This window comes from Candidatus Melainabacteria bacterium, from assembly GCA_003963305.1.
In the GTDB taxonomy this organism is placed as follows: domain Bacteria; phylum Cyanobacteriota; class Vampirovibrionia; order Obscuribacterales; family Obscuribacteraceae; genus PALSA-1081.
In genome coordinates this window covers 1-21,492 of record RXJR01000034.1, presented here as the reverse complement: position 1 = coordinate 21,492, position 21,492 = coordinate 1, and the positions used below count along the sequence as shown (strand labels likewise).

Genomic DNA, 21,492 nt, shown 5'->3' with positions numbered 1-21,492 from the left:
CTATTACCGCAGGAAGGTATTGCCCCAATGCTTGCGGTCGTCTTCGTCTTCATCGGAGGCAGCTTTGTGCTTCGCCTTGCCCAACGAAGGAATATTAGCGGCTTTCTCCATGTCGATATGACCGTCGGGGCGCATGGCGTCTTCGTGCTTGTCGTAACGCTGCTTACCGTAGTCTGAGAAGGCGGCGACGTTGAATCGCTCGTACTTCTCGAACGGATGCGACGCCAGCCGCTCATGCATGACTTCGTCGGTGGTCTTGAAATTCGCCGGCGACCATTTGTGTCTCGGGTCGGCGGGGTGCTCGATGGCGGCAGCGTTCTTGATGAAGTCGGAGGTGTGCAGCCGCGTTTCGGCTTCGTGTTGCGCGTCGAATCCCTGCAGATGGCTGCGCGCGGTCATATCCCTCGGATGCTGCTTGAAGTGGGCGAGGTGCATCTGCCGGAAGAGCTGGTCCTTCTGCTGACGGCTGTACTGATTGCTCATCCAGATGCGGTTGAGCTCGTTGGCGAGCCCCATTTCGTACACCAGGTCCTGAGGTGCCCAGTATCCGGGCAAAACATTGAGGATGGTGCCGTCGCTCGACAGCATGAAGAGCTGGATGTTGTGCGGCCCGGCGCCGTTCGTTGTAACAACGGCATTGCCAAAATTGTCGTGGCGTCCTGATTCGCCACAGTATGGCTCATCAGTAATGTCTTTCGTTCCGCAGACGAAGTAGTTTTTGAGGGCGGAAAAGGCTGGTTCCTGCGAGAGCGACACGGCTCTCAAGCTATTGCCGGCGCTTCACGTGGCGCCGGTCATGCTGCCCAACATGTGGACCCAGAAGACCATCTTGCCCTGCTCGCGGGCGGATTGCTCGACCTGTCCGAGCGACTGATTCCAGCGCAACGTCCCCGCCATCGCGGTGATGCGGTCGTGCGCGGTCTGACCGCTCAGGTAAGCGGGCTGCCTCGACTGCGCAGGCGCACAAAGCGCAAGCAGAGAGGCTAGCATGAGGGCGGCTTTCGATTTCATGATTAACACTCGCAAAACCATTTGACGGTGGTCTCTATGATAGGTATACATCTTACTGGGCGATCGGTCTAGCGGTCATCGGTGTATCGGCGCATGGACTGCCGGCGAACGACCCGCAGGGGTCCTGCCGCCAGCCGGTCTGGATAACGCGACTAAGCGGGAGTCACAAATGCCGAACATTACCCTCAGTCTTGTAAAACTTGCCGTTATCCTCTCAGCATCGCAAATCGTAGATGAATCATCGGATAATCCAGATGTACTGCGCCCCTACAATGATTGCTTAATCGAATTTTGCGACTCTAGTTTGCGTCCGATTCTGCCCACCAAATTTTCGAGAGTAGACTACGTCGGACACGGACTTTTTCTCGGCTGGAGCTTAAACCCCGAGGACAAATATCAATACGGTAGTGCGAGAACGTTGTTCACAAAAGAAGGAAAAATACTCGATGTGCACACTCCAGCCGGAACGAAGCTAGTACAGGTGTTTTGGCTAGGAAAAGCTGCAGAGCAAAATCCAAATTTAGAATTCGCTGCACTGCCTAAAGAGGCGATATTCAGATTTATCACTAAGGACCGCACGTTTGGACTGTGTGACGCGAATGGCGATATTGTTTTGCCAGCAGAATATGGTGCTATTGGACAAGCAACAAACGGGAAGGCATTCGTCGCAGACAAAGGCGTTTTTTTCACACCAATCAAAACGGATTCATTCTACGTTTTCGATTGCGCTGATCGGAAGCTGACAAAGTTACCTCTCACAGGCATTATACGCACAGAGTATTTCTGCCGAAGCGAAGGTTTGACGGCCTTTGACGCCCGAACTCATCAAACGAGAGGGGGCTCTGCGCTCTCACACAAAGAGGCGGAGAGCGAAAAGTCAGGCTACATTGATGATACCGGACAGTTCGCAATCATCGGAAAGTTTCAAAAAGCGGGTCCGTTCCATAATGGCATGGCGACCGTTTCACTTCAAAACGGGCAGTCAGTCATTATCGACAAACATGGAAAAATAATTTCCCCTGAAAATCTGGATATACAAGACTTCTATGGTGACTATGCAATTGCGCGAAAAATTCAAACTGCTCCACCGCAATACGGAATCGTCAATCGCAAGTTCGAATTCGTAGTGCAGCCGAAATACAAATGTTTGATCGAACAGAACTCACCATATTCACCAATTCTGTCAACATGCCAAGATCGTTATTCGAAACCGGTGGATTTCTATTTTGCCTACGAAAATAGCAAAACACAACCGAAACTCCTCAAGGCGAATGGAACCGTACTACTTCAACTAACTACGCAGGTCCAATTCAACTGCCGACAAGGGGAAGCTATTAAATGCAAGAATCTCCAAACCGGCGAGGACTGTTACTTTAACTTAAATGGAGAGCCTATACCGAATCCAGCGCCAGAGAGCGCTGATGAACTGGGGCGCCAAATTACATATCACGAGATCGCGCCGAAGCGCTTTCTGAAATCTACTAGCCTACATGATGGTCACTTCGATCCAGCGCTATGGCAAGGAGATCATCACAGAATAGTGCAACGACAAAATGAATGGGCGAGATTCTTGCGAGAGTATGACTTGATTGACATGCCCAGGTCCAAAGTAATCGAATTGCTGGGAACTGGAGTTGGATACGACCCAACGACGGACCGATATACCTACGTTTTGGCCTATCACTGCACCGGGGGATCATTCGTCGTCGTTCAAATGAAGAATGACAAAGTCGAAAGCTGGAGCCTTCTAGATGACGGTAAGCAGGTATCTGACTGGTACAAAACAAACGTTGTACTCGAATCCGACACACTCAATGTCTTACCGAAATCCAAATGAATTGACAAGGAACCCAAATGCCAATACTCGCAAAGCTGCTACTGACTCTGGCCGCAGCACAAATATTCGAACCCGGGATGCTTGATCCTGATATTGGAGGTTCTTACGATTTCAATGTGGTGCAGCTTTGCGATAAAAAACTGCACCCGGTTTCGCCCGAGAAATTTTCGCGCATAGACTACTTGGGGCACGGGCTGTTTCTCGCCTGGAGCATAAATCGAGACGACAAATTTCAGTACGGAAAGGAACGAACAATCCTTACCAGAGACGGAAAGAAGCTGGAGGTAACGGTTCCGAAGCGCACGCGATTTGTCCAGGTTTTCTGGCTTGGCGCTCAAGCAGATCGCGATCCAAAGCTCATGCTATCGACGCTACCAAAAGATGCTCTCTTTCGTTTCGACAACGACGCCCACGAGTTCGGGCTTTGCACCGCCGACGGCACCATCGTATTGCCTGCTAAATACGGTCGAATTGGAAAAGTATCTGAAGGCAAAGCATTCATTTCGGATGTTAATGCCAAGTATGATTCGCCCGTAAGAAGTGGCTTTTACATCTTCGACTGCGCGCAGAGACGACTAAAAAAGCTACCCCTCACCGATGTAGTTAGAACAGAGAATCTGAGACTGAGTGAAGGGCTCACCCACTTCAGCATGTTTTCAAATCAATACTACAACGTTCCGCAAGCTGAGTACGAAACCCCCACGCGATACATCGATGCGAACGGCGCCTTCGTGATCAAAGGCAAATTCCAGAGCGCCGGTCCGTTTCACTCCGGAATGGCTGCAGTGACCATTCAAAAGGCACCCAGCGCGACCATCGATAAAAGTGGAAAGATCATATCGCCGCCAAACCTTGACGTACAAGAGTTTCTGGGCGATTATGCGATTGCGCGCGACGTCACTGCTAAATCTTTCGAATACGGGATAGTCAACCGTAAATTTGAGTTTGTTGTTCCGCCCAAATTCGAAAGTTTACAGCCAAATGTTCCGGTAGAATACAGTGTTTTAGCCACTCCAGTCGAAATCTGTTGCGCTCCGGCTTTGTCGTACATAGCGAAAGAAAATGCAAACACTCCCGAGACACTGATTTCAGCAACCGGCGAGACTCTGCTAACGTTGCCCCCGCAAGCGCACCTTGGTTACATTACTGGAGAAGGATTACTGCGCTGCATCTTCGACAAGTCAAATGTTGTATATCTGGATAAAAGCGGAAATCGAATAAGCAGCCCGACACAGGAATCAATAGACAGCACGGGTCATCGCTTTCAATACCAAAGTATCGCGTCCGAAAACTATTTAAAGCAAACCAGCATCCTCACTGGACACTTCGAACCTGAGCTATGGCAGGGGGAGCACAACAGACTTATCGCACGAGAGGGAGAATGGAAACAGTTTCTGGAAGATTATGATTTAATCGGCATGCCCGAAGAGAATCTCATCAAACTGCTTGGAAAAGGGGATAGAGCACCTACTACGCCTGCGAATGCCGACGCCCCTGGCAAACCACAAAAGGATGGTCGCTACGTATATACGCTGCGCGCTTCCTGCACGGGCGGAACTTATGCCGTGATTCAAACGAAAGATGGTAGAGCACAGAGTTGGGCAATCTGGGAGGACCAGAAACAGAGTTCGCCCTCGTATACAACTGACGTTCTCTTTGATGAGCAAACCGGCGAAGTTAAACCCAAATCCAAATGAGCACCACCGACCCAAATCCGAGTGAAGGTCACGGTGAGCGCAATAGCATCGCCAAAGAACCGCAAGATGCGAGTCTCAATGAACACTACTTGTCCATTTCCCCTTTCCTCGCAGAACCGCGATGTAGGACATTCCATACAGCAGTATCGCAATATATGTCAGGTTGGAAGTGCCGGTGACGATGCAGAGATTCTCTGTCAATCCGCCAATCGAGACGCCAAGCAAATTCGCTGATAGCGCTTGCGTCGAGAATTTGGTTTTGCCGAAGCAGGTCGAGAAAATCATGGAGCCGAACAAAATCGGGAAGCAGTCTATAAAGCAGTAAATGGCAGTTATCACGGACGAAGACATCGTGCTGGACTCGGGAATTTGCACAAGCACTTGCACGAGCAAGCTCACTGCCAGGCAGGCGTACAGCACATGCACGGGCGGAGCCAGCTTCTTTGAGACGATCAGATTGGCTGTATACGCAAACAGCAACACAGTCAGAATGACGGCGGAACTGACAATCCATGTAGCACCGAGCAATAGCGACAGATGAGTGATGGACTTTGTCTCCATAAGCATGAACGCCTGACCAAGGAAGAACATATTCGCCCATTCTGCGCCACTAATTCCGGTACCACCGCCGCGCAAAAGAAGCAGGGCAGGCAACACTACAGCGACGACGAGAACAGCAATATAAAGCCAGATACCACTCGGATCATAAGCGAGATAGAGGAACGGCCACTGGTCGGTGCAAGCGCGGATGTCGCCCGGTGGTTTGTAAGGCACGAGGTCTACGCCCTTCAAATTTGCAGCGTTAAAATTCTTCATTCCCGGACCGAAAACGAAGAAGCAACTGTACATCTCGCTGTTGGTGTATCCGACTGGCGGCACGCCGCCATTGGCTTCAGTTATTGATTGATACAGGCGCGCTGTCACTGGGCTATCTGCACCAGTTGCAAAAGACATGGCGACTATGCCATTCTCGTTGCACATTTTGATGGCGGCACGAATAGACTCGACGGTGTAAACGTAATTGTCGACACGCAGAAACGACGCCGAGTTTATAGTCGAACCAGGGTCGAGAAACGCAAATTCGACAAGATCGAATTTATCCTTCGAATAGCGCAAGAACGTTCGCGCGTCCTCGTTGTGCAGCTCAACACGCGGGTCGACGTAAGGCTTGTTCGGATGGCGCTCGCGCCCCAACTTGCAGATGATTGGGTCGATTTCCACGCCGGTTATATGCTTCACACCATTGGCGAGGGCATACGCGACATCGTTGCCAGACCCGCATCCCAGCACCAGCACCCGATCATGGTAAGGCGTCGCCATGAAAGGCAGCTTCACCCAGGCGAAAGGCGACCAGAGCTTCTTGTCGGTCTTCTGCTCCCGCGTCTTCAACTCTTCTTTCCACCGCTCCTCCTGCTCAGGATTCATAACCTGCATGCCCATGTGGAAATAATCATTGTTGGAATTCAAAATGTAGTTATTCGGTCCGAGCACATGACTGCCGGATGCATCAATCGGCAGCACATCCAGCTTGCTGTAAGGCGACCAGTAGCTGTGCGTGGCTGTGAAAGCGAGTGCAGCCAGTATTCCAGTCAGAACCGGAACCAGCGGTTTCGTGTAGACGAGAGTAGTGACAGCACCAGCGATTATGAGCCAGACTGGCGGCGGCAATCCCAGCCAGGAGATGACAGCGAACGCTAACGTGCCGGCTATGCTTCCCAGCAAATTATAGGAATATGCCGCCAGGGGCGGTGCTCCCTCAAATTCCTTTCCAAGCCATTTTCCTATCACATAAAAAATAGCGTAAAGCGAACTCACCGACACGACAAGCACCCCGAGCGCGCGCGAGATAGCGGATGCCTCATCGGCGCCACCAAACTTCAGCGACAGGGTTGGCAATCCTAATTGCACCGAAAAAATAAGCGGCGTGAGCAGACAGACACACGCACCGCAGACGATGGCAAGAGACGCTTTGGGACTAATCGACTTCGCAGTCGCCTTGGACATACCAGCAGACGCGGCGACCAGACAGACCATGATGACCAGGTTCGGAAAAGACCTGACGACCGGGATTTCAATACCCAGCCACCGGAGAGCTAAAATTTCACTGAACAGTAGTAAAAAACTGAGCCAAAAAATCCGCTTCAAACTGGACACCTGGTGAAGCTGTACAAAGGTATCCTACCCCGGATACGCCTGACTGTCACAGCTGAGCCGAAACACTCACAGGTGCTTGAAAAGCGAAATCCCCAGGAATCCCCAGGAATCCACGTAATCCATGGAGTGCAGCCGTCCCGGCTGCAACAGTTTTATTTAAGAAGTACTAGTAGAGCAAAGCTTCAGCGCAGCAGCCTTATCAGCATCTGCGCTGGTTTGATCTCCCAATTTCTCGTACAAATTCGCTCTAAAGCAATACCCATCCGGGTCGGAAGCATCCAGGGTGATCGCCTCATTGGCATTCGCCAACGCCTGAGCCGTATTCCCGAGATGCAGATGCAAACTGGCGCTCTGGATCAAAGCCAGGTAAGCCCATCGCGAGTCGAATTCGGCGGTTCTCTTGTAGTCAGCGAAAGCCTTGTCATACTTTCCCATAGCTTCGTAGTGATGCGCACGCACGTGATATCCACCGCCAAAATCGGGGAAACTCTCGATCAACGCATTGCAGTCTTTTAGCCCTTCCTTGTGATTATTCAAGTGGCGATAGGCTTTGGCGCGCTGGTAATAAGCGTTTCGGCAGTGCGGGTCGACCTTCAAACACTGCGAATAAACTGCAACTGCCAGCTCGAACTTTCCAATGCTGTACAGCACCTGTCCACGTTCCAGAAGCTGACTGACGACACGCTCGCGCTCCGGCTTCGACAACTGATCGAATGATAGGGGCGCTTTCACATGCTCAAACGTCAGCGGCGCATTGACTAGATCATTCAAGCATTGTTTGAAAAGGGCTTGCTTGATGTAGGTCTGATAGGAGATGCCCATCGTCTGCGCGACATGCTTCAAGAGGTCGAGCTGGGATTTGCCCCACCTGAAATTGACTCTCAGTTCCTCTTGTTCCATACCAAAGCTCCTTTTCGGTCTTCAAAGGCTGCTTCGATCTTATTCAGGAGTTGCGAAGGAGGTCAATGGCAGTTGAGGACATTTGCCACTTCGGGTGGGCGCCGACGACTTCGAGGCACGCGGGACGCATGCGCTCCATGGTTTCCACGACCTCGGGGCACGCGGGACGCGTGCGGTCCATCAATACGGCCATTTCCAATCGCGAATTTCGGGCATGTCCTCGCCGTGCGTCTTGATGTAGTTCTTGTGGTCCATCAGCTTGTTGCGCAGATACTGCTTGCCGCGCGCCGCCTCATACTTCAGACTCGGCACGCGCTCGAAGACATCGCTGGCGAGATTGAATCGGTCCATCTCGTTCAGCACGACCATGTCAAACGGCGTCGTCGTGGTGCCTTCTTCTTTGTATCCGCGCACATGGATGTTGTGGTGATTCTTGCGACGATACGTGAGTCGATGAATCAACCACGGATATCCGTGATAAGCGAAGATGACCGGCTTGTCTTCAGTGAAGATGGAATTGAACTCGAACTCGTCCATCCCATGCGGATGCTCATTCGTCGGCTGCAACTTCATCAAATTGACGACATTGACGAATCTGATTTTGAGCGTCGGAACAAGCTCGCGCAGGATTGATACCGCCGCCAGTGTCTCGAGCGTCGGGATATCACCGGCGCACGCCATGACGACATCAGGCTCGGAACCCTGGTCCGAACTCGCCCAATCCCAGATGGATAGACCAGCGGCGCAATGCTTGATGGCGGCATCCATATCCAGGTACTGAAGCCCGGGCTGCTTGCCGGCGACGATGATGTTGACATAATCGCGCGAGCGCAGAGCGTGGTCGGTAACGCTGAGCAGAGTATTCGCATCTGGTGGCAGATAGACACGAATCACACTCGCCTTCTTGTTGATGCAATGGTCGATGAAACCGGGGTCTTGATGGCTGAAGCCATTGTGGTCCTGGCGCCATACGTGCGAAGTGAGCAGATAGTTGAGCGACGCGATCGGGCGGCGCCATCCGATGTCTTTCGTCACTTTCAGCCATTTCGCATGCTGGTTGAACATCGAATCGATGATGTGGATAAATGCTTCATAGCATGAGAAAAATCCGTGGCGCCCGGTGAGCAAGTATCCTTCCAACCAGCCCTGGCAGAGATGTTCGCTCAAGACTTCCATGACGCGACCGTCGCGGCTGACGTGATCGTCAGTGGGAAGAATCTGGTTGTAGGACATGCGATTGGTGACTTCGAACACGTCGCCGAGACGATTGGATGCAGTTTCGTCCGGTCCCATCAATCTGAAGTTTGTCGGATTCAGCTTAATGATGTCGCGGAGGAATGCGCCCATGACGCGAGTTGCTTCACCATCCACGGTGGCAGGCTTATCAACCTTTACTGCATATTGACGAAAATCAGGAAACTTCAATTCGCGCAGCAACACGCCACCGTTAGCATGCGGATTGGCTCCCATTCTGCGATCGCCTCTGGGTGCGAGTTCGGCATATTCCTCGCGGAACTTTCCAGATTCATCGAAAAGTTCTTGCGGCTTATAGCTGAGCATCCACTCTTCCAACTGCTTCAAATGCTCTGGATTTTTCGCCAATCCACTGAGCGGCACCTGGTGCGCGCGGAATGTGCCTTCGACCGGAATGCCATCGACTTCCTTCGGACCAGTCCATCCTTTGGGCGTGCGCATGACAATCATCGGATACCGCGGGCGCTCAGTGACGCCGTTTTCGCGCGCATCCTTCTGGATTTTCTGGATGTCACCATATATGGCGTCAAGCGTCTTCGCCATAATCTGATGCACGGCGGCGGGCTCGTCACCTTCCACAAAATATGGCTTGTATCCGTATCCGTTGAAGAGCTGGGTGAGCTCGTCGTCATCCATGCGAGCGAGCACGGTTGGTCCGGCGATTTTGTATCCATTCAAATGCAGAATCGGCAAAACGATGCCGTCCCGCGCCGGATTCAAAAACTTGTTGGAATGCCAACTGGCGGCGAGCGGTCCGGTTTCTGCCTCGCCATCGCCAATGACGCAGCAAACAAACAAATCGGGATTATCGAAAGCGGCTCCGAATGCGTGGACGAGCGCGTATCCGAGCTCGCCGCCTTCATGGATCGAGCCAGGAGTCTCCGGCGCGACGTGGCTGGGAATTCCGCCCGGGAACGAAAACTGCTTGAACAGCGCTTTCATGCCGTGCTCATCCTCGCTGATGAGCGGATAGTACTCGCTGTACGTTCCTTCCAGATAAGTGTTGGCGACGAGACCGGGACCACCGTGACCAGGACCGGTGATGTAAATCGCGTTCAAATCATGCTTTTTGATGAGGCGATTCATGTGCACGTAAATCATGTTGAGACCAGGGGTGGTGCCCCAGTGCCCGAGCAAACGCGGCTTCACATGCTTGAGCTGCAGCGGCTCTTTGAGCAGCGGATTGTCCATCAAATAAATCTGACCGACAGACAAATAATTGGCAGCGCGCCAATAGGCATTCATCTTATTGAGTTCGTCGCTCGAGAGCGGTCCGGACATAGTAACCTGGGCATCTTCGCGAGTAGCTGTCATAACACTCCTGGGGCGCGACGATTGACTCGTCTCGCGCGGAAACTGGGCAACGCCAACATTAACGCGAATTATTCTGGCAGGTGGATGGGGCGGGTTCAAGGGTTTGCGGCGATTTGTGACGGCGCGATGCCTGGCAATGTGCAAAAAACCGGCGAGGAGCAGGCATAACGCGCATATGGATGGGCATAACATGCGTAGGGTTATGCCCAGGTGTGGCATAAGGACAGGCATAAGATTCATACGACGTGGCTCATCACTTGTAGCGGGGCAGCAACACAATGTCATCTGCATCTGACGGATTACGGAAAATAAAAGCGGTGCTCGAGCGCGACGAAACGGTGGAGCAAGCCGATTTGAGCCTCATCGGTGGAAAAGTTTGCCCAGCTTGCAATCGCAAGTATCCGAAGGATTCACTCAGCGCGGTGTGCACAAAAGATCGCACGCTGCTGATGATTGACCGTGAGCACCTGCAGGTAACCACCGGTGTTTTGAATGAAAGCCGTTTTGCCAGACGTTACCAGATCAAGAGATTCGTCGGAGAAGGCGACCTGACACAGGTCTATCTCGCGCATGATATGGAGACCTGGGGCGAAGTGTTGATCAAATTGATCAAGCCACACATGCTGGGAACACCACGGCGGATTCGTCGATTTGCCGATGCGCTGCAGGAGACAATGTCGCTGCAGCATCCAGGTATCGTGAAAGTTCTCGATTCAGGGATTATGGCGGAAACGAAAGCAGCACCGCCGCAGGTTTATGTTGTTGTCGAGAATTTGAAAACGTATAAAAGTCTGAAAACCATACTGCATAAGACCGGACCGATGGCACCGTATGTGGTGATTGAAACGATGTTGAAGGCGTGCGAAATTTTGCAGTATGCATTCGAGCAAGGATGGCTGCACAAAGATTTGAAACCTAGCAACATCTTTATTTCGCTGGAAGGCGAGCAGGTGTCGGTCAAAATCTCAGACTTCGGAGTTGCAGAACGAATGTTCCGCAGCCTGGAGTGGGAGACCAACGCGACGAAGACTGCGAGCATTTACGGCCACGCTGCTTATATAGCACCTGAAGTGGCATTCGGGGCGGGCGGAGGCGGAAGCAAGACCAGCGCGGACGCAGGAAACAGCGATGAGGGCGCTGCCGGAAGCGGCGGCAGCATCGGTGAAAACACCGTGGCGTCAGAAATATACTCACTCGGCTGCATCATGTATCACGTGCTGAAGGGCATGCAGCCGTTCGAGGGCAACAACGACTTTGACACACTAACTCAACACATGGGCAAACGGCCGAAACCATTTGCAGATGAGCTTAAGGTTCCAAAGGAACTCGAGGCGATTATCATGAAGTGCTTGGAGAAGGATTCCAAGGGTCGGTACAACGGCTTCGGTGAATTGGCGGGGGCGCTGAACACGGTCACGTGACCAGATGGACCTAGAAACCGCCGCATGGCAACACGGATGACCAGCAGCAAAAGGCGTGGTATTCTGGCGTATGCTGCATATAGCAACCAACTGTGGGCGGGTGGCGAAATTGGCAGACGCGCCAGACTTAGGATCTGGTCCGCAAGGGTGTGGGTTCAAGTCCCACCTCGCCCACCAGTCTTTCACAAACCGAAACTTGATTTTCTTTTGTCCGCATGGAGCCAGATTAGCGTATTTTAAAACTCAGCGCTGCATCCCCTCGATCGCAGCGCTCTTGCCAAAAGTCGAACACTGTTGTCGACGAAATCCGACAATTCGTGTCTTCAGAGGTGAATCGTATGACTCACTAGACTTAGGATCTAGTCCGCAAGGGTCAGGGTTCAAGTCCCTGCTCGCCCAATCATACTGAGATACCGGCTTTTGCCGGTATTTTTTTTGGGGTAGGGAAGACGGTTCTAGCCGATTCGTAGCCGATTGAACTCGAAGCCCAAATCAACAAATTTGTCCCAAGTTGGACACCATTTGTCGTGTATTTCTCTAGTTCAATCGGCTAGCCGATTCACAGAAGGGTTTTCGAAGTTAGACGATGAACCCTGCAAACCGCAAACGCATCGCTTTGAATTCGAGCACCACATTTGGTGTCAATTGAAAATGTTATGGACGGGAATTGATTTAGCGAACTCGCGCTAATCTCAACGTAGGTCCTCCCTTAAACCAAAAACATTAGACTGTGTATTCCCAATCTAATGTTTTTGGTTTAGTTGATTATAAGAATAAGAGTTGATGAAAGCTGTTAAAGGCTGTGCAAGTCTGTCAGATCGAGTAAAAATCCATTCAATTCGGACTCCAATTTCAAATTGTTGACTGTTTGTGCCTGGGCAGAACTTAGCGATTTCACGGCATCTCCACAAGCCAATCGTAGAACAGCTACAGGTTTATAAAATCTCTCAAGACAGCGCACTTCAATAATGTTGCAAAACAAAGCCATTTTAATCAGACCTTCTTTTATCGATTCAGATGAAGACAGACCAGCAGTTTCACTGTGTTTCGATTCAACTAAAAATATTGTGTCATCTCTTATCAGACAATCATCAGCAGTCAAATGATAAACACCGCCAACAAGGTCAGTGATAGTAATGCCCGCCTTGTTTCCCAGAAAAAATTCTTTTGGTTGCACAGTTGAGGTTTCACGCATTTGTGCAGATTTTGATCGCATTCTTCCTTGCGTCAAAAAATTTTGTTGTCCAAGTTTCAACTCTTCAATTTTCCTCGGAAGAGATTTAAGAGAGCGCATTTCGATACCAAATTTGGTGCTTAGCATCGAATGAGCATTCAAAGCCTTATCTGCGAGTGCAGCCAGTTTATTGAACTGTTCCATGTTCCAATGAACGGCAGAGGAGTGATAGTTCTTTAAAAGTTCCATTTGCTGCTTTAGGTACCACGCGTCCCAAACAAAATTGGTTAGCTTTTTTGTGTTTCTCACGCTTAGCTCGGCATCGGAGTAGTAGCCAGGTATTACATATATTCCTAGTAGCCCCATAAGCGCAACCGTATCCCACTGCAAGTAATCGCAATCACCGTCGGCCTCGTCCTTTACGAGAGGAATAAACGCCACCTTTCTTTCAACACCTTTCAGGGTGTCGTATACACGCGCCAATGGATGCGTGCGGCTACGTTTTGGCGTAAGCCAGACGCTACAGGCAAAACTCTGACTTGTACTAGTTTGAAGTAAAAAAGAACCACTCCGTAGCGCTTCAGGGAATTGTTGCTCATCGAATATCGATAGTTCCCGATTAAGAACTGAGGTGTAATGAATGCCCCTAATTCGCGCTTCAATTTCCATTTCAATATCCCATTCAGAAATCAAAAAATTGTCGAAGCGTTTACCAGTTTAATTTTATAAACGCAGGCTACCCCCCCTACACAAGTGCATTGTGCAGAAGTAGCGATAAATTAACATCCAAAATGCTCGTTTCAAAGATACTGGCGGATGCATCAAATTTCATGTCGGAACAATTCTCAGAATCAATTATTTAGACCACCTTCGAGATATTCCTAGCAGATACAGTTAGACGCAGGGACAGAACGACCTTTGTATCCAGAACTTATATTTGAGCGATTCCGTGAACCAAATATGGTCTTGTCATGGCTTTGCGAAAGTTCGCTCCAGTCGGTAAGATTGAATAATCAGGTCGCCTCACCTAGATTTGGATAGCATAATATGCGCGGTTCACTATTACGAAAACTTCTGCAAGCTTACGCAGAAGGAGACCGAGCCGAATTTGAAAAGGCCGCTATGCAATTAGCTTCCAGTGAAAAGGAGGCTGGCCACGTTAGACTGGCGGAAGAGCTCCGCAACATTATTGCCAAAATAACGCCAGAGGTTCCCATTGCTGGAAGACGCGTAGTCGATCTGGCTCAACCTCGAGAAGAGCTGGCTGGACTTCTAGACGGTGGTTATAGCGAGGAAAAACTAAAGGACATCGTTCTGACGGATGAAATGAAAAATGTCCTGATGCGTGTTCTTCGAGAGAATAAGGCTCGTACGGACCTCGAAAGCTGGGGCGTAGGAGCGACCCGCAAATTGCTTTTTTTTGGCAACCCAGGATGCGGTAAAACGCTTGCTGCAAATGTCTTGGCCGGTGAACTAGGATTACCGATATTAACGGTGCGACTAGACGGACTATTTTCTCGCTTCCTTGGTGCTACGGCTAATCATTTGAAAGTAATTTTTGAGGAAATGAATTCCCGACCGGCCGTGTACTTATTCGATGAATTTGATGCTTTGGGCAAAACCCGTGATGATTCGCATGATATTGGAGAATTGAGGCGGGTAGTCACCTCATTTTTGCAACTAATGGATGCGGATAGGAGTAACAGCTTAATCGTAGCAGCCACTAACAATGGTGACTCTCTAGACAAAGCGTTACTCCGACGCTTTGACAGACACGTGGAATTTCCACTTCCTACACTCGCTCAGGTTGCTAAATTGATAGCACTTCGGCTGGCTATTTTTGAGATTTCGGAAGACTTAGCAATGCGTTGTGCACAAGTGGCATCGGGCATGTCATTTGCAGATTGTGCACGGGCTTGTGATGACTCCATACGGACGATGGCGTTAGAAAAACGTAGAACATTGTCAGAGAGCGATCTATTGGAGTCATTTCACAATCTGAAAATCAGACTAGTCAAAAATTAGGAAAGTTGTGAGTGGCTGACGAATTTCCATTATTGCGTGCACAGATGCGAACGAGTCGACACCCTTTTCGTAACCCGAAAGCCGGCCGCGGTAAAAAACTTGCATTACCTCCTATAGATGCTGATAGCCATCAAGAATTTCTACAATCAAAACTATCTGCACTCCTACTCAAAGTGTCTCAGCGTACTTTGGATAGTCGATTACAGGATGCAACTCGCGAAATCTTGCAAGTTGTGCCTCGCGATGGATTGACTATACCGGCGGCATCACTTTCGGATAAAGATGAAGATGTGCGTCTTGTGTCTCAAGACGAGACAACCGGTGTTGTGCTTATAGATGCTCCAAATGCTCAATTGGAATTTTTGAAAAAAAAATTGAAAGACTACATAGACCCAAATAAGCTAACCAAAAAAAACAATCGAAAAAATGAACCTTTGATTGTTCCAATTATGGACATTGACTTGGCTGGAGTCAAAGAACGATCAAATGACGAATTACGGCTCCTGATTGACGAGGCATCCTCTACTGAGCCCATGTGGCTTGAGATTGCATGCAGGGGGGGACACCGATGTGCGCCTCAAGATTCAATAAATTCGAAAAATCAAATACAAACTGCCATAGAGGTCCTTGGCATAGAAACTATTGTTGAAGAATTTGAAGCAGCAGAACGAATATGGTTCTTTCTAAAACTTAGCATCTCAGAACTGTTGTTGTTAACGGAACTTGTCGATTGTGTTTATGAAATAGATTTGGCGTCATCAGAGGTACGCGATCTCGTAACGCTTAAAGAGCTAGACGATCAATCAGCACTAAAGAATTTAAATCGTTTTTCTGTCAGCAAACCAGCGAAATTGGCACCGGCTGTAGTGCTTGTAGACACTGGCATTGCAAGTAATCACCCAATGTTAAAGGACTTTGTGTTGACGACGTCATCCGCACTGCCTGAAGATGCTTCGCCGATAGACACCAATGGCCATGGCACTTCGATGGCTGGCTTATCCTTGTATCGAGACATGGGCGGTGCAATCCGTCAAAATTCCGTAATTGGAGAGCATTGGCTACAATCAGTCAAAATTTTCAATCAGCGCGGGATTGGCAGCAACAGTGAAAAGAACCGACATTATTGGCCTCAACTTGCGGTAGAAGCTGTGGACCTAGCTGAAAAATCAGATGAGGAGGAGCGTCCTCGCGTGTTCGTAACGACCGTAACAGCGCCAATAAAAGCTCCAGGCGAAACATCCTGGAGCACAGCAATTAATCAGCTATGTTACAACAATGGGCTAGGTCGTTTATTCATCGTTTCTATTGGAAATGCACCAACTGACAGGGTTCCCCATGTCCATGGTTATCCACAAACTAATTTGGGTGAAAAGATAGATGATCCAGCCCAATCAGTTAACGCACTAACTGTAGGCGCTCTGACTCACAAGACAAAAGTTCCAGTGAAAGACTATCCTGGGCACAAATCTGTGGCCCAGACAGGAGAAGTTTCACCACACTCAAGATGCGGTTATCCGCAGCATCCAATCAAACCAGAGTTAGTGCTTGAAGGGGGCAATGTTGCTTTTGATGGAAAAGTTCCTGACCCGATGGTTCCCACGTTGACCCAAATTAGCACAGGGCGAAATTTTACTCGTACACCAATAGTATTGATGCATGGGACGAGCGCTGCGGCTGCTAATGCCGCGTTTTTCGCTGCGAATCTTCGTCGAACCCACCCACATCTGAAAGCCGAGACTATTCGAGCGTTGATGGTTCATTCTGCAGAATGGTCTGAAACGATGATGGCGCAAGCGCCCGTCAAAGACGACCGTCTAGCACTTTTTGGATATGGTGAGCCGAATTTTCAATACGCTGAAAGATGTGCTAGAGAACGAGCCACCGTTGTGATAGAGGGCAGCATGCCAAACGCATTTTTAGACAAAGACAAAATGACCTGCTCCCCTTTTTTCGAACCAGTCAAAAAGTTAGACAGCTTTACTTGGTAGCTTCCAACTTAGCCTGACCTCCATCGGCGTTCGGTAATTAAGAGAGCTGTGCGGTCTGTCTGTGTTGTAATGTACCCTCCATTGTTCAGTGATATCACGCGCTTCTTGCAAGCTGGTGAACCAATTCTCGCTCAAGCATTCGTCGCGAGCTTTTCCATTGAAAGATTCAACAAACGCATTCTGAATCGGCTTTCCGGGCTCGATGTAATCGAGCGAGACGTTCTGTTCCTCTGCCCACTTCTGCGTGTGCTTGCTCCGAAATTCTGGCCCATTGTCGCATGTGATTTGCTCCGGCTTTCCATAGCACCAAAACAATCGTTCTAAGGTCCTGGTCACTCGAGCGCTCGGTAGGCTGAAATCGACCTCCATCGAGAGGCACTCGCGAGTAAAGTCATCCACGACATTCAGTGTTCTGAAGCGCCGACCGTCGTAGAGACTGTCGCTCATGAAGTCCATCGACCAGCGTTTGTTTGGGCTGGATGGAACTGTCATCGGCCCGCGTTTGTGCGCGAGACGTTTCTTCTTCTTTCTGCGCACCTTCAGCCCTTCTTCGGTGTAGATTCGATACACCTTTTTCGGATTAACGCACTTTTTCTTGCGGATCTTTGCAGTGATCCGTCGATAGCCGAAACGGCGATGCTTGAACGCAAGCTCACGAATTTCCGCGCGCAGTTCGTCATCGTTCTTCGGCCTGGCTTCATAACGCCACGTCGAACGATTGAGACCAAGCACATCGCAGGTCCTTCGCTCACTGTATCCGGTGCCAATCATAATTTCCGCAGCTTCCTTTTTCTGCGGAATGGTCACCACTTTTTTGCGAGCACCGCTTTCACCGCGGTAAGCTCTAGTTCTTTTTGTCCAAGGATGCGCTTCAGCGTGGCGTTCTCCTCTTCCAGGGCTTTCATCTTCTTGACGTCGCTAACCTGCATGCCACCGTACTTGGAGCGCCAGTTGTAGAACGTCTGTTCCGAGATAGCGTACTTCCTCGAGACCTCGGAAACACTTAATCCGAGTTCAACCTCTTTCAAGATAGCTACAATTTGTTCTTCTGAGAAACGACTTTTCTTCATGCTGATGTCCTTTCTAGACCTTCTAGTCTAGGATTAGGGATGTCAGCTGTCAACTTTTCGCTGGTTCGAATGTCGGGGGCACATCAAAAAATGTAAAAAGGCAGTTGCAATTCTTTGATTTGCCAATTCCTTCCAATCAGCTTTTGAACCTTGATACTAAAGTAAAACTTCGAGTCACGCTATCGTATTTTGCTGAACCGAATACGGTCCGTAGAACACTTTACCGAGGACTTGATCTTGAATGGGATATGCAAGGTCCGGCAGAATCAACTAACAGTTTTGCAAAACGAATAAACATGAATTTGCGAGCGCCAAAAGAAGAAATTGAAACAGCAAGTTTTGGTTGGGAAGTGGGCATCCAACGCCGAAGTCGAGGAACAGTTCAAAGCGATCGGTGGACGGGTCCGGCGAGTCATCTCGCCGGAAAGAAACGTATAGCAGTCTATCCTATTCTAGGATGGTGGAATGTAAGAAAGCAGCTTCAATTTCAGCAGATGAATTTTTCTCTGGTTATCTCAATCGAGGTGCCAGAAGTGCCGATTTACACTTTCGTAAAATCCGCTCTGATACCACTACCGCTATCAGTTTAAGGAGAGTTGTTTTGCGTACAAGAACGTCTATCGTCGCTTTGACCCCTGATGAGTTCAAAGTTTACTATGAACGCTTTGCTGAATTGCAGACAATTAGCGATAGTCGAGGCTTTAATCACATAGCCGGTTTCCACGGTGTTCCAGGAGAATGGTGCCACCAACAATTTCCCTACGATACATTCTTGCCGTGGCATAGAGCATATCTCTATTGGTTGGAGCTTCACTTTCTTGATGGATCTGCTTTTGAAACTGATTTTAAAACACTAGCCTTGAGCTACTGGGACTGGACCAGCCAAGACTCACATAGAGAGGGCATTCCATCGCGTTTTCTCTTGCCTGATACATATAGTTTGTCAAAATCACGCATAAAATCGATATCCGGAGCAAACGCTTCAGGACCTCAAGATCGAGATTCGGTTCGCAATCCCCTTAAGCCCGAAGAGCTTCCCTCGCTTGCAGATGTCCTTAAGTACTTAAATGAACCAGATTTTCTAGCCTTTTCCAATAAGCTAGAGACCGGTGCGCACAATAACGTACACGGATGGATTGGTGGTGATATGGCGCAAGTCGCGTACGCCGCCTACGATCCAATCTTCTATGCCCATCACTGCATGATCGACAAAATTTGGCATGTTTGGCAGAATAAGCACGGTAACTCAACCGTTCCAAATTCAATTCTGGATACGGTTTTAGCACCTTTCCCGATGACCGTGCGAGATACGCTCGACATTAAAAAGTTAGGGTACAATTATCCTAATGATTTGTGATTTCCATGAATAACCTTGTCTTCACTTATGATTTGAACAATGTGACGGTCGGCGCAGGGCTGATGGATATTGAATTTGACGGGATTGATCAGTCCGGACCGTCTTATGAAGCGAGAGTATTTCTAAATAATGCAGACGCTAATCATGATACGGCGAAGTTGGCGGAGTACGGTTATGCAGGGTCATTTTTCGTCTTCGGATTTGGTGGATGTTTAGGAGACGAAGGACACTGCGAATGGAAGCCAGGAGAACGAGAATTTGATGCACGGCCAAACCACAAAAAAACAGGTAGTGCGGTGTTTTCCCTTCCTCCTGAGATGCTAGAGCGTTGCAAAAACAGTGATAACAAATTAGTCGTTACCGTAGTTCCGGTAATTAGGGAGAATGCGAGCGAAGGACAAAGAGTAAATTCCTTGCACACAAATATTTTGAGAAACCCTGTGGCAAAGTCTTCAGCGTTATTGCTGAGAAAGCCGGGACAAACTAGATTGAAGGACGCCACAAGAATTGAGTCGACCGTAAGAAACGAAAGTTGACATGATTTTGTGATTTATGGACTTCGATCACGAAGGCACTAACTGTTAATCAGCGTACGGCTGAGAACCTTGAAGACGTTGCCTCGCGCACAAATTTTTACTAACCAGCCAACTCGTATATTTCATTGAACTGCGTCGCAAAGCATGATTGCGGGAAATAGATTTGACAGAAAAAAGATCAAACAAAATTCAAACGGTAAGGGATCAGCATGTTGTTCCCAAATGCTATTTAGAACGTTGGTGCAATTCCGAAAGAAAAATTTATGCTTACAAGCTTGAAGGTGGTTATGTTTCGACACCGAGCCCTAAAAGCGCTGCAACACGCGAGCATATTTATGACACTCTTGATACACTCAATCCTAACGATCCAGAGAACTATCAAATTTTTGAAAAAACGTTTGGACGCATAGAAAACGAAATTCACGAGGTCTTTGTTCCGGTTCTGGCGAATGCACGGCGTCTGCATAGCTCGATTTTAATTCCCAGAGAACTCACTCGAATCTCAGAACAAATTGCCGACAGACTCATTAGGCTTGCTGTGGTGCAGTTTTTGCGTGACACTCGACACCGTGATCGTGCAAGATTAAAGTGGAACGACTGGTTGCAACAAATTTGGGATAAGACAATCCACTTATTATTTGATGCCGATGACCAACCGGAGGTTTGTTTTGAATCGGTAAATGAAGATTTTTTGACCGAGTGGCTAATAGAGTATCTGAGAGATCGGCTTCAGACGTTTTCAAAAGCGCTTAAAAATAAGACGATGGTTGTTGGCTTAAACAAAACTACGAAGAAGCTTCTTACTTCGGACAGCCCAGTTCACTGGACCGGTTTCTACATTGACGCATCGGCGAATTGGGACGGGATCAATTCAAGATCGTCTCGATTGGTGTATCCGCTCGCTCCCGATGTGTGCGTTATTTTTTATGACACCAGCTTTTACATTGATCAAAAGCCGTTCCATAGATACGTGCGCTTACTCACGCACAGAGAGGTAAGCGAGTTTAATCAATTCCTTACACTAGAATCAGACAAGCAGATTTTTTCATGTGATGGAGATTTTTCTGACACCAAATTTGCACTCGCGCAAAAAATTATTAGCGGCAATGAATTACCCGAATACAGGTCGACTCAAGTTCCTACAGATCTTCTTGAACTCATCATGTTCAGTGGCTGCATTTCTGACTACACAAAGAAAGAATGGAAAGCCGTTATACAGTTTGAAAACCGCACTAGTCCTGACAAGTATCAAGTCATTAGACAACAGTTATTAGAAGAATTCGGTAAAACAATAAATGAATAGGTTCGAATTGTTCAAGTTACAACCACCGAACCCACTGGTTGATAAATTCACGTCCCGCTTAAGTCATTTCAAGCATCGAGAACTGATATCGACTCCTCAACCATATTGAGGGCGGCTTCTAATCTCGGATGAACCCAAGAAAAGCCACTTTTAGTCAACGATAGGTTTGAACCGACAAATTTACAAATCTGATTTAGCAGAAACCAAAAGCGTCCAAAGTAATAACCCAAGTATGGCTGCAATAAAATCCAATCATCGTTCAGCTTGATTGCCTTAGGACCTTTATAACCGCAGACAGGCTTAGTTCCAATTACTGTTGATCAACGACAATTAGAAGTACGCAGTGACGACAATGTGTATTTCGCTGAAAGCTGCCACTAGAACCGCTGATCGCGGCCAGTTTTCAACGGGATGAAACTGGCGCCGGATTTGTCGTCTCGTTAGCATCGTT

The 21,492-nt window shown here is 48.8% G+C and carries 15 protein-coding genes and 1 tRNA gene; 9 read left to right on the top strand and 7 right to left on the bottom strand.

Features of this window, described 5'->3' with window-relative positions; all coding sequences use genetic code 11:
- Positions 1–3: 3 nt before the first annotated feature.
- Positions 4–756, bottom strand: a complete 753-nt coding sequence (locus EKK48_29780; GenBank protein ID RTL35083.1) for a hypothetical protein — start codon at positions 754–756, stop codon at positions 4–6.
- 24 nt (positions 757–780) lie between these two features.
- Complete coding sequence (locus EKK48_29775; GenBank protein ID RTL35082.1) at positions 781–1,011, bottom strand: hypothetical protein; 231 nt, start codon at positions 1,009–1,011, stop codon at positions 781–783.
- A gap of 169 nt (positions 1,012–1,180) precedes the next feature.
- On the opposite strand from EKK48_29775, the gene EKK48_29770 reads away from it, so the two are divergent.
- A complete protein-coding gene (locus EKK48_29770) occupies positions 1,181–2,848 on the top strand; it encodes a WG repeat-containing protein (protein RTL35081.1) in 1,668 nt (555 codons plus the stop codon).
- A 17-nt stretch (positions 2,849–2,865) separates the two neighbouring features.
- On the top strand, positions 2,866–4,545 hold the full coding sequence (locus tag EKK48_29765) for a WG repeat-containing protein (GenBank protein ID RTL35080.1): 1,680 nt from the start codon (positions 2,866–2,868) through the stop codon (positions 4,543–4,545).
- A gap of 75 nt (positions 4,546–4,620) precedes the next feature.
- Here the strand turns inward: EKK48_29765 and EKK48_29760 are convergent, their stop codons facing one another.
- The 3 genes from EKK48_29760 to EKK48_29750 form a co-directional block, all read right to left on the bottom strand.
- Positions 4,621–6,690 (bottom strand): methyltransferase domain-containing protein, encoded by a 2,070-nt coding sequence (locus tag EKK48_29760; GenBank protein ID RTL35079.1) that lies wholly within the window; start codon positions 6,688–6,690, stop codon positions 4,621–4,623.
- A 165-nt stretch (positions 6,691–6,855) separates the two neighbouring features.
- Positions 6,856–7,599 carry a tetratricopeptide repeat protein gene (locus tag EKK48_29755; protein RTL35078.1) on the bottom strand — a complete coding sequence of 248 codons (744 nt, stop codon included), beginning with the start codon at positions 7,597–7,599 and terminating at the stop codon, positions 6,856–6,858.
- 180 nt (positions 7,600–7,779) lie between these two features.
- Positions 7,780–10,167, bottom strand: a complete 2,388-nt coding sequence (locus EKK48_29750) for a phosphoketolase family protein (GenBank protein ID RTL35077.1) — start codon at positions 10,165–10,167, stop codon at positions 7,780–7,782.
- Positions 10,168–10,445: 278 nt separating this feature from the next.
- Between EKK48_29750 and EKK48_29745 the strand changes: the two genes are divergently transcribed.
- A complete protein-coding gene (locus EKK48_29745) occupies positions 10,446–11,588 on the top strand; it encodes a serine/threonine protein kinase (GenBank protein ID RTL35076.1) in 1,143 nt (380 codons plus the stop codon).
- Between the two features lie 94 nt (positions 11,589–11,682).
- Positions 11,683–11,765 (top strand) — tRNA-Leu (locus EKK48_29740).
- A 616-nt stretch (positions 11,766–12,381) separates the two neighbouring features.
- Here the strand turns inward: EKK48_29740 and EKK48_29735 are convergent.
- Complete coding sequence (locus EKK48_29735; protein RTL35075.1) at positions 12,382–13,431, bottom strand: hypothetical protein; 1,050 nt, start codon at positions 13,429–13,431, stop codon at positions 12,382–12,384.
- Positions 13,432–13,809: 378 nt separating this feature from the next.
- On the opposite strand from EKK48_29735, the gene EKK48_29730 reads away from it, so the two are divergent.
- Complete coding sequence (locus EKK48_29730) at positions 13,810–14,787, top strand: ATP-binding protein (GenBank protein RTL35074.1); 978 nt, start codon at positions 13,810–13,812, stop codon at positions 14,785–14,787.
- 11 nt (positions 14,788–14,798) lie between these two features.
- On the top strand, positions 14,799–16,775 hold the full coding sequence (locus EKK48_29725) for a S8 family peptidase (GenBank protein ID RTL35073.1): 1,977 nt from the start codon (positions 14,799–14,801) through the stop codon (positions 16,773–16,775).
- Here the strand turns inward: EKK48_29725 and EKK48_29720 are convergent.
- A protein-coding gene (locus tag EKK48_29720; protein ID RTL35072.1) for an IS3 family transposase occupies positions 16,755–17,845 on the bottom strand; the annotation gives its coding sequence in 2 pieces (ribosomal slippage) (positions 16,755–17,584 and positions 17,584–17,845; 1,092 coding nt in all). The genes EKK48_29725 and EKK48_29720 overlap by 21 nt on opposite strands.
- Before the next feature lie 457 nt (positions 17,846–18,302).
- Here EKK48_29720 and EKK48_29715 point away from each other — a divergent pair.
- The 3 genes from EKK48_29715 (at position 18,303) to EKK48_29705 (ending at position 21,041) form a co-directional block, all read left to right on the top strand.
- The gene (locus EKK48_29715) at positions 18,303–19,202 is read left to right on the top strand and encodes a tyrosinase family protein (protein RTL35071.1); all 900 of its coding nucleotides are present in this window, start codon (positions 18,303–18,305) and stop codon (positions 19,200–19,202) included.
- 5 nt (positions 19,203–19,207) lie between these two features.
- Entirely contained in the window at positions 19,208–19,738 is a 531-nt protein-coding gene (locus tag EKK48_29710; GenBank protein ID RTL35070.1) for a hypothetical protein, read from the top strand.
- Between the two features lie 148 nt (positions 19,739–19,886).
- Positions 19,887–21,041 (top strand): DUF4238 domain-containing protein, encoded by a 1,155-nt coding sequence (locus EKK48_29705; protein ID RTL35069.1) that lies wholly within the window; start codon positions 19,887–19,889, stop codon positions 21,039–21,041.
- Positions 21,042–21,492: the final 451 nt, after the last annotated feature.

Coding starts and splice junctions, on each gene's coding strand:
- EKK48_29710 (RTL35070.1), top strand. CDS start 19,208: ATGAATAACCTTGTCTTCACTTATGATTTGAACAATGTGACGGTCGGC.
- EKK48_29775 (RTL35082.1), bottom strand. CDS start 1,011: ATGAAATCGAAAGCCGCCCTCATGCTAGCCTCTCTGCTTGCGCTTTGT.
- EKK48_29765 (RTL35080.1), top strand. CDS start 2,866: ATGCCAATACTCGCAAAGCTGCTACTGACTCTGGCCGCAGCACAAATA.
- EKK48_29735 (RTL35075.1), bottom strand. CDS start 13,431: ATGGAAATTGAAGCGCGAATTAGGGGCATTCATTACACCTCAGTTCTT.
- EKK48_29755 (RTL35078.1), bottom strand. CDS start 7,599: ATGGAACAAGAGGAACTGAGAGTCAATTTCAGGTGGGGCAAATCCCAG.
- EKK48_29745 (RTL35076.1), top strand. CDS start 10,446: ATGTCATCTGCATCTGACGGATTACGGAAAATAAAAGCGGTGCTCGAG.
- EKK48_29770 (RTL35081.1), top strand. CDS start 1,181: ATGCCGAACATTACCCTCAGTCTTGTAAAACTTGCCGTTATCCTCTCA.
- EKK48_29730 (RTL35074.1), top strand. CDS start 13,810: ATGCGCGGTTCACTATTACGAAAACTTCTGCAAGCTTACGCAGAAGGA.
- EKK48_29715 (RTL35071.1), top strand. CDS start 18,303: ATGGTGGAATGTAAGAAAGCAGCTTCAATTTCAGCAGATGAATTTTTC.
- EKK48_29750 (RTL35077.1), bottom strand. CDS start 10,167: ATGACAGCTACTCGCGAAGATGCCCAGGTTACTATGTCCGGACCGCTC.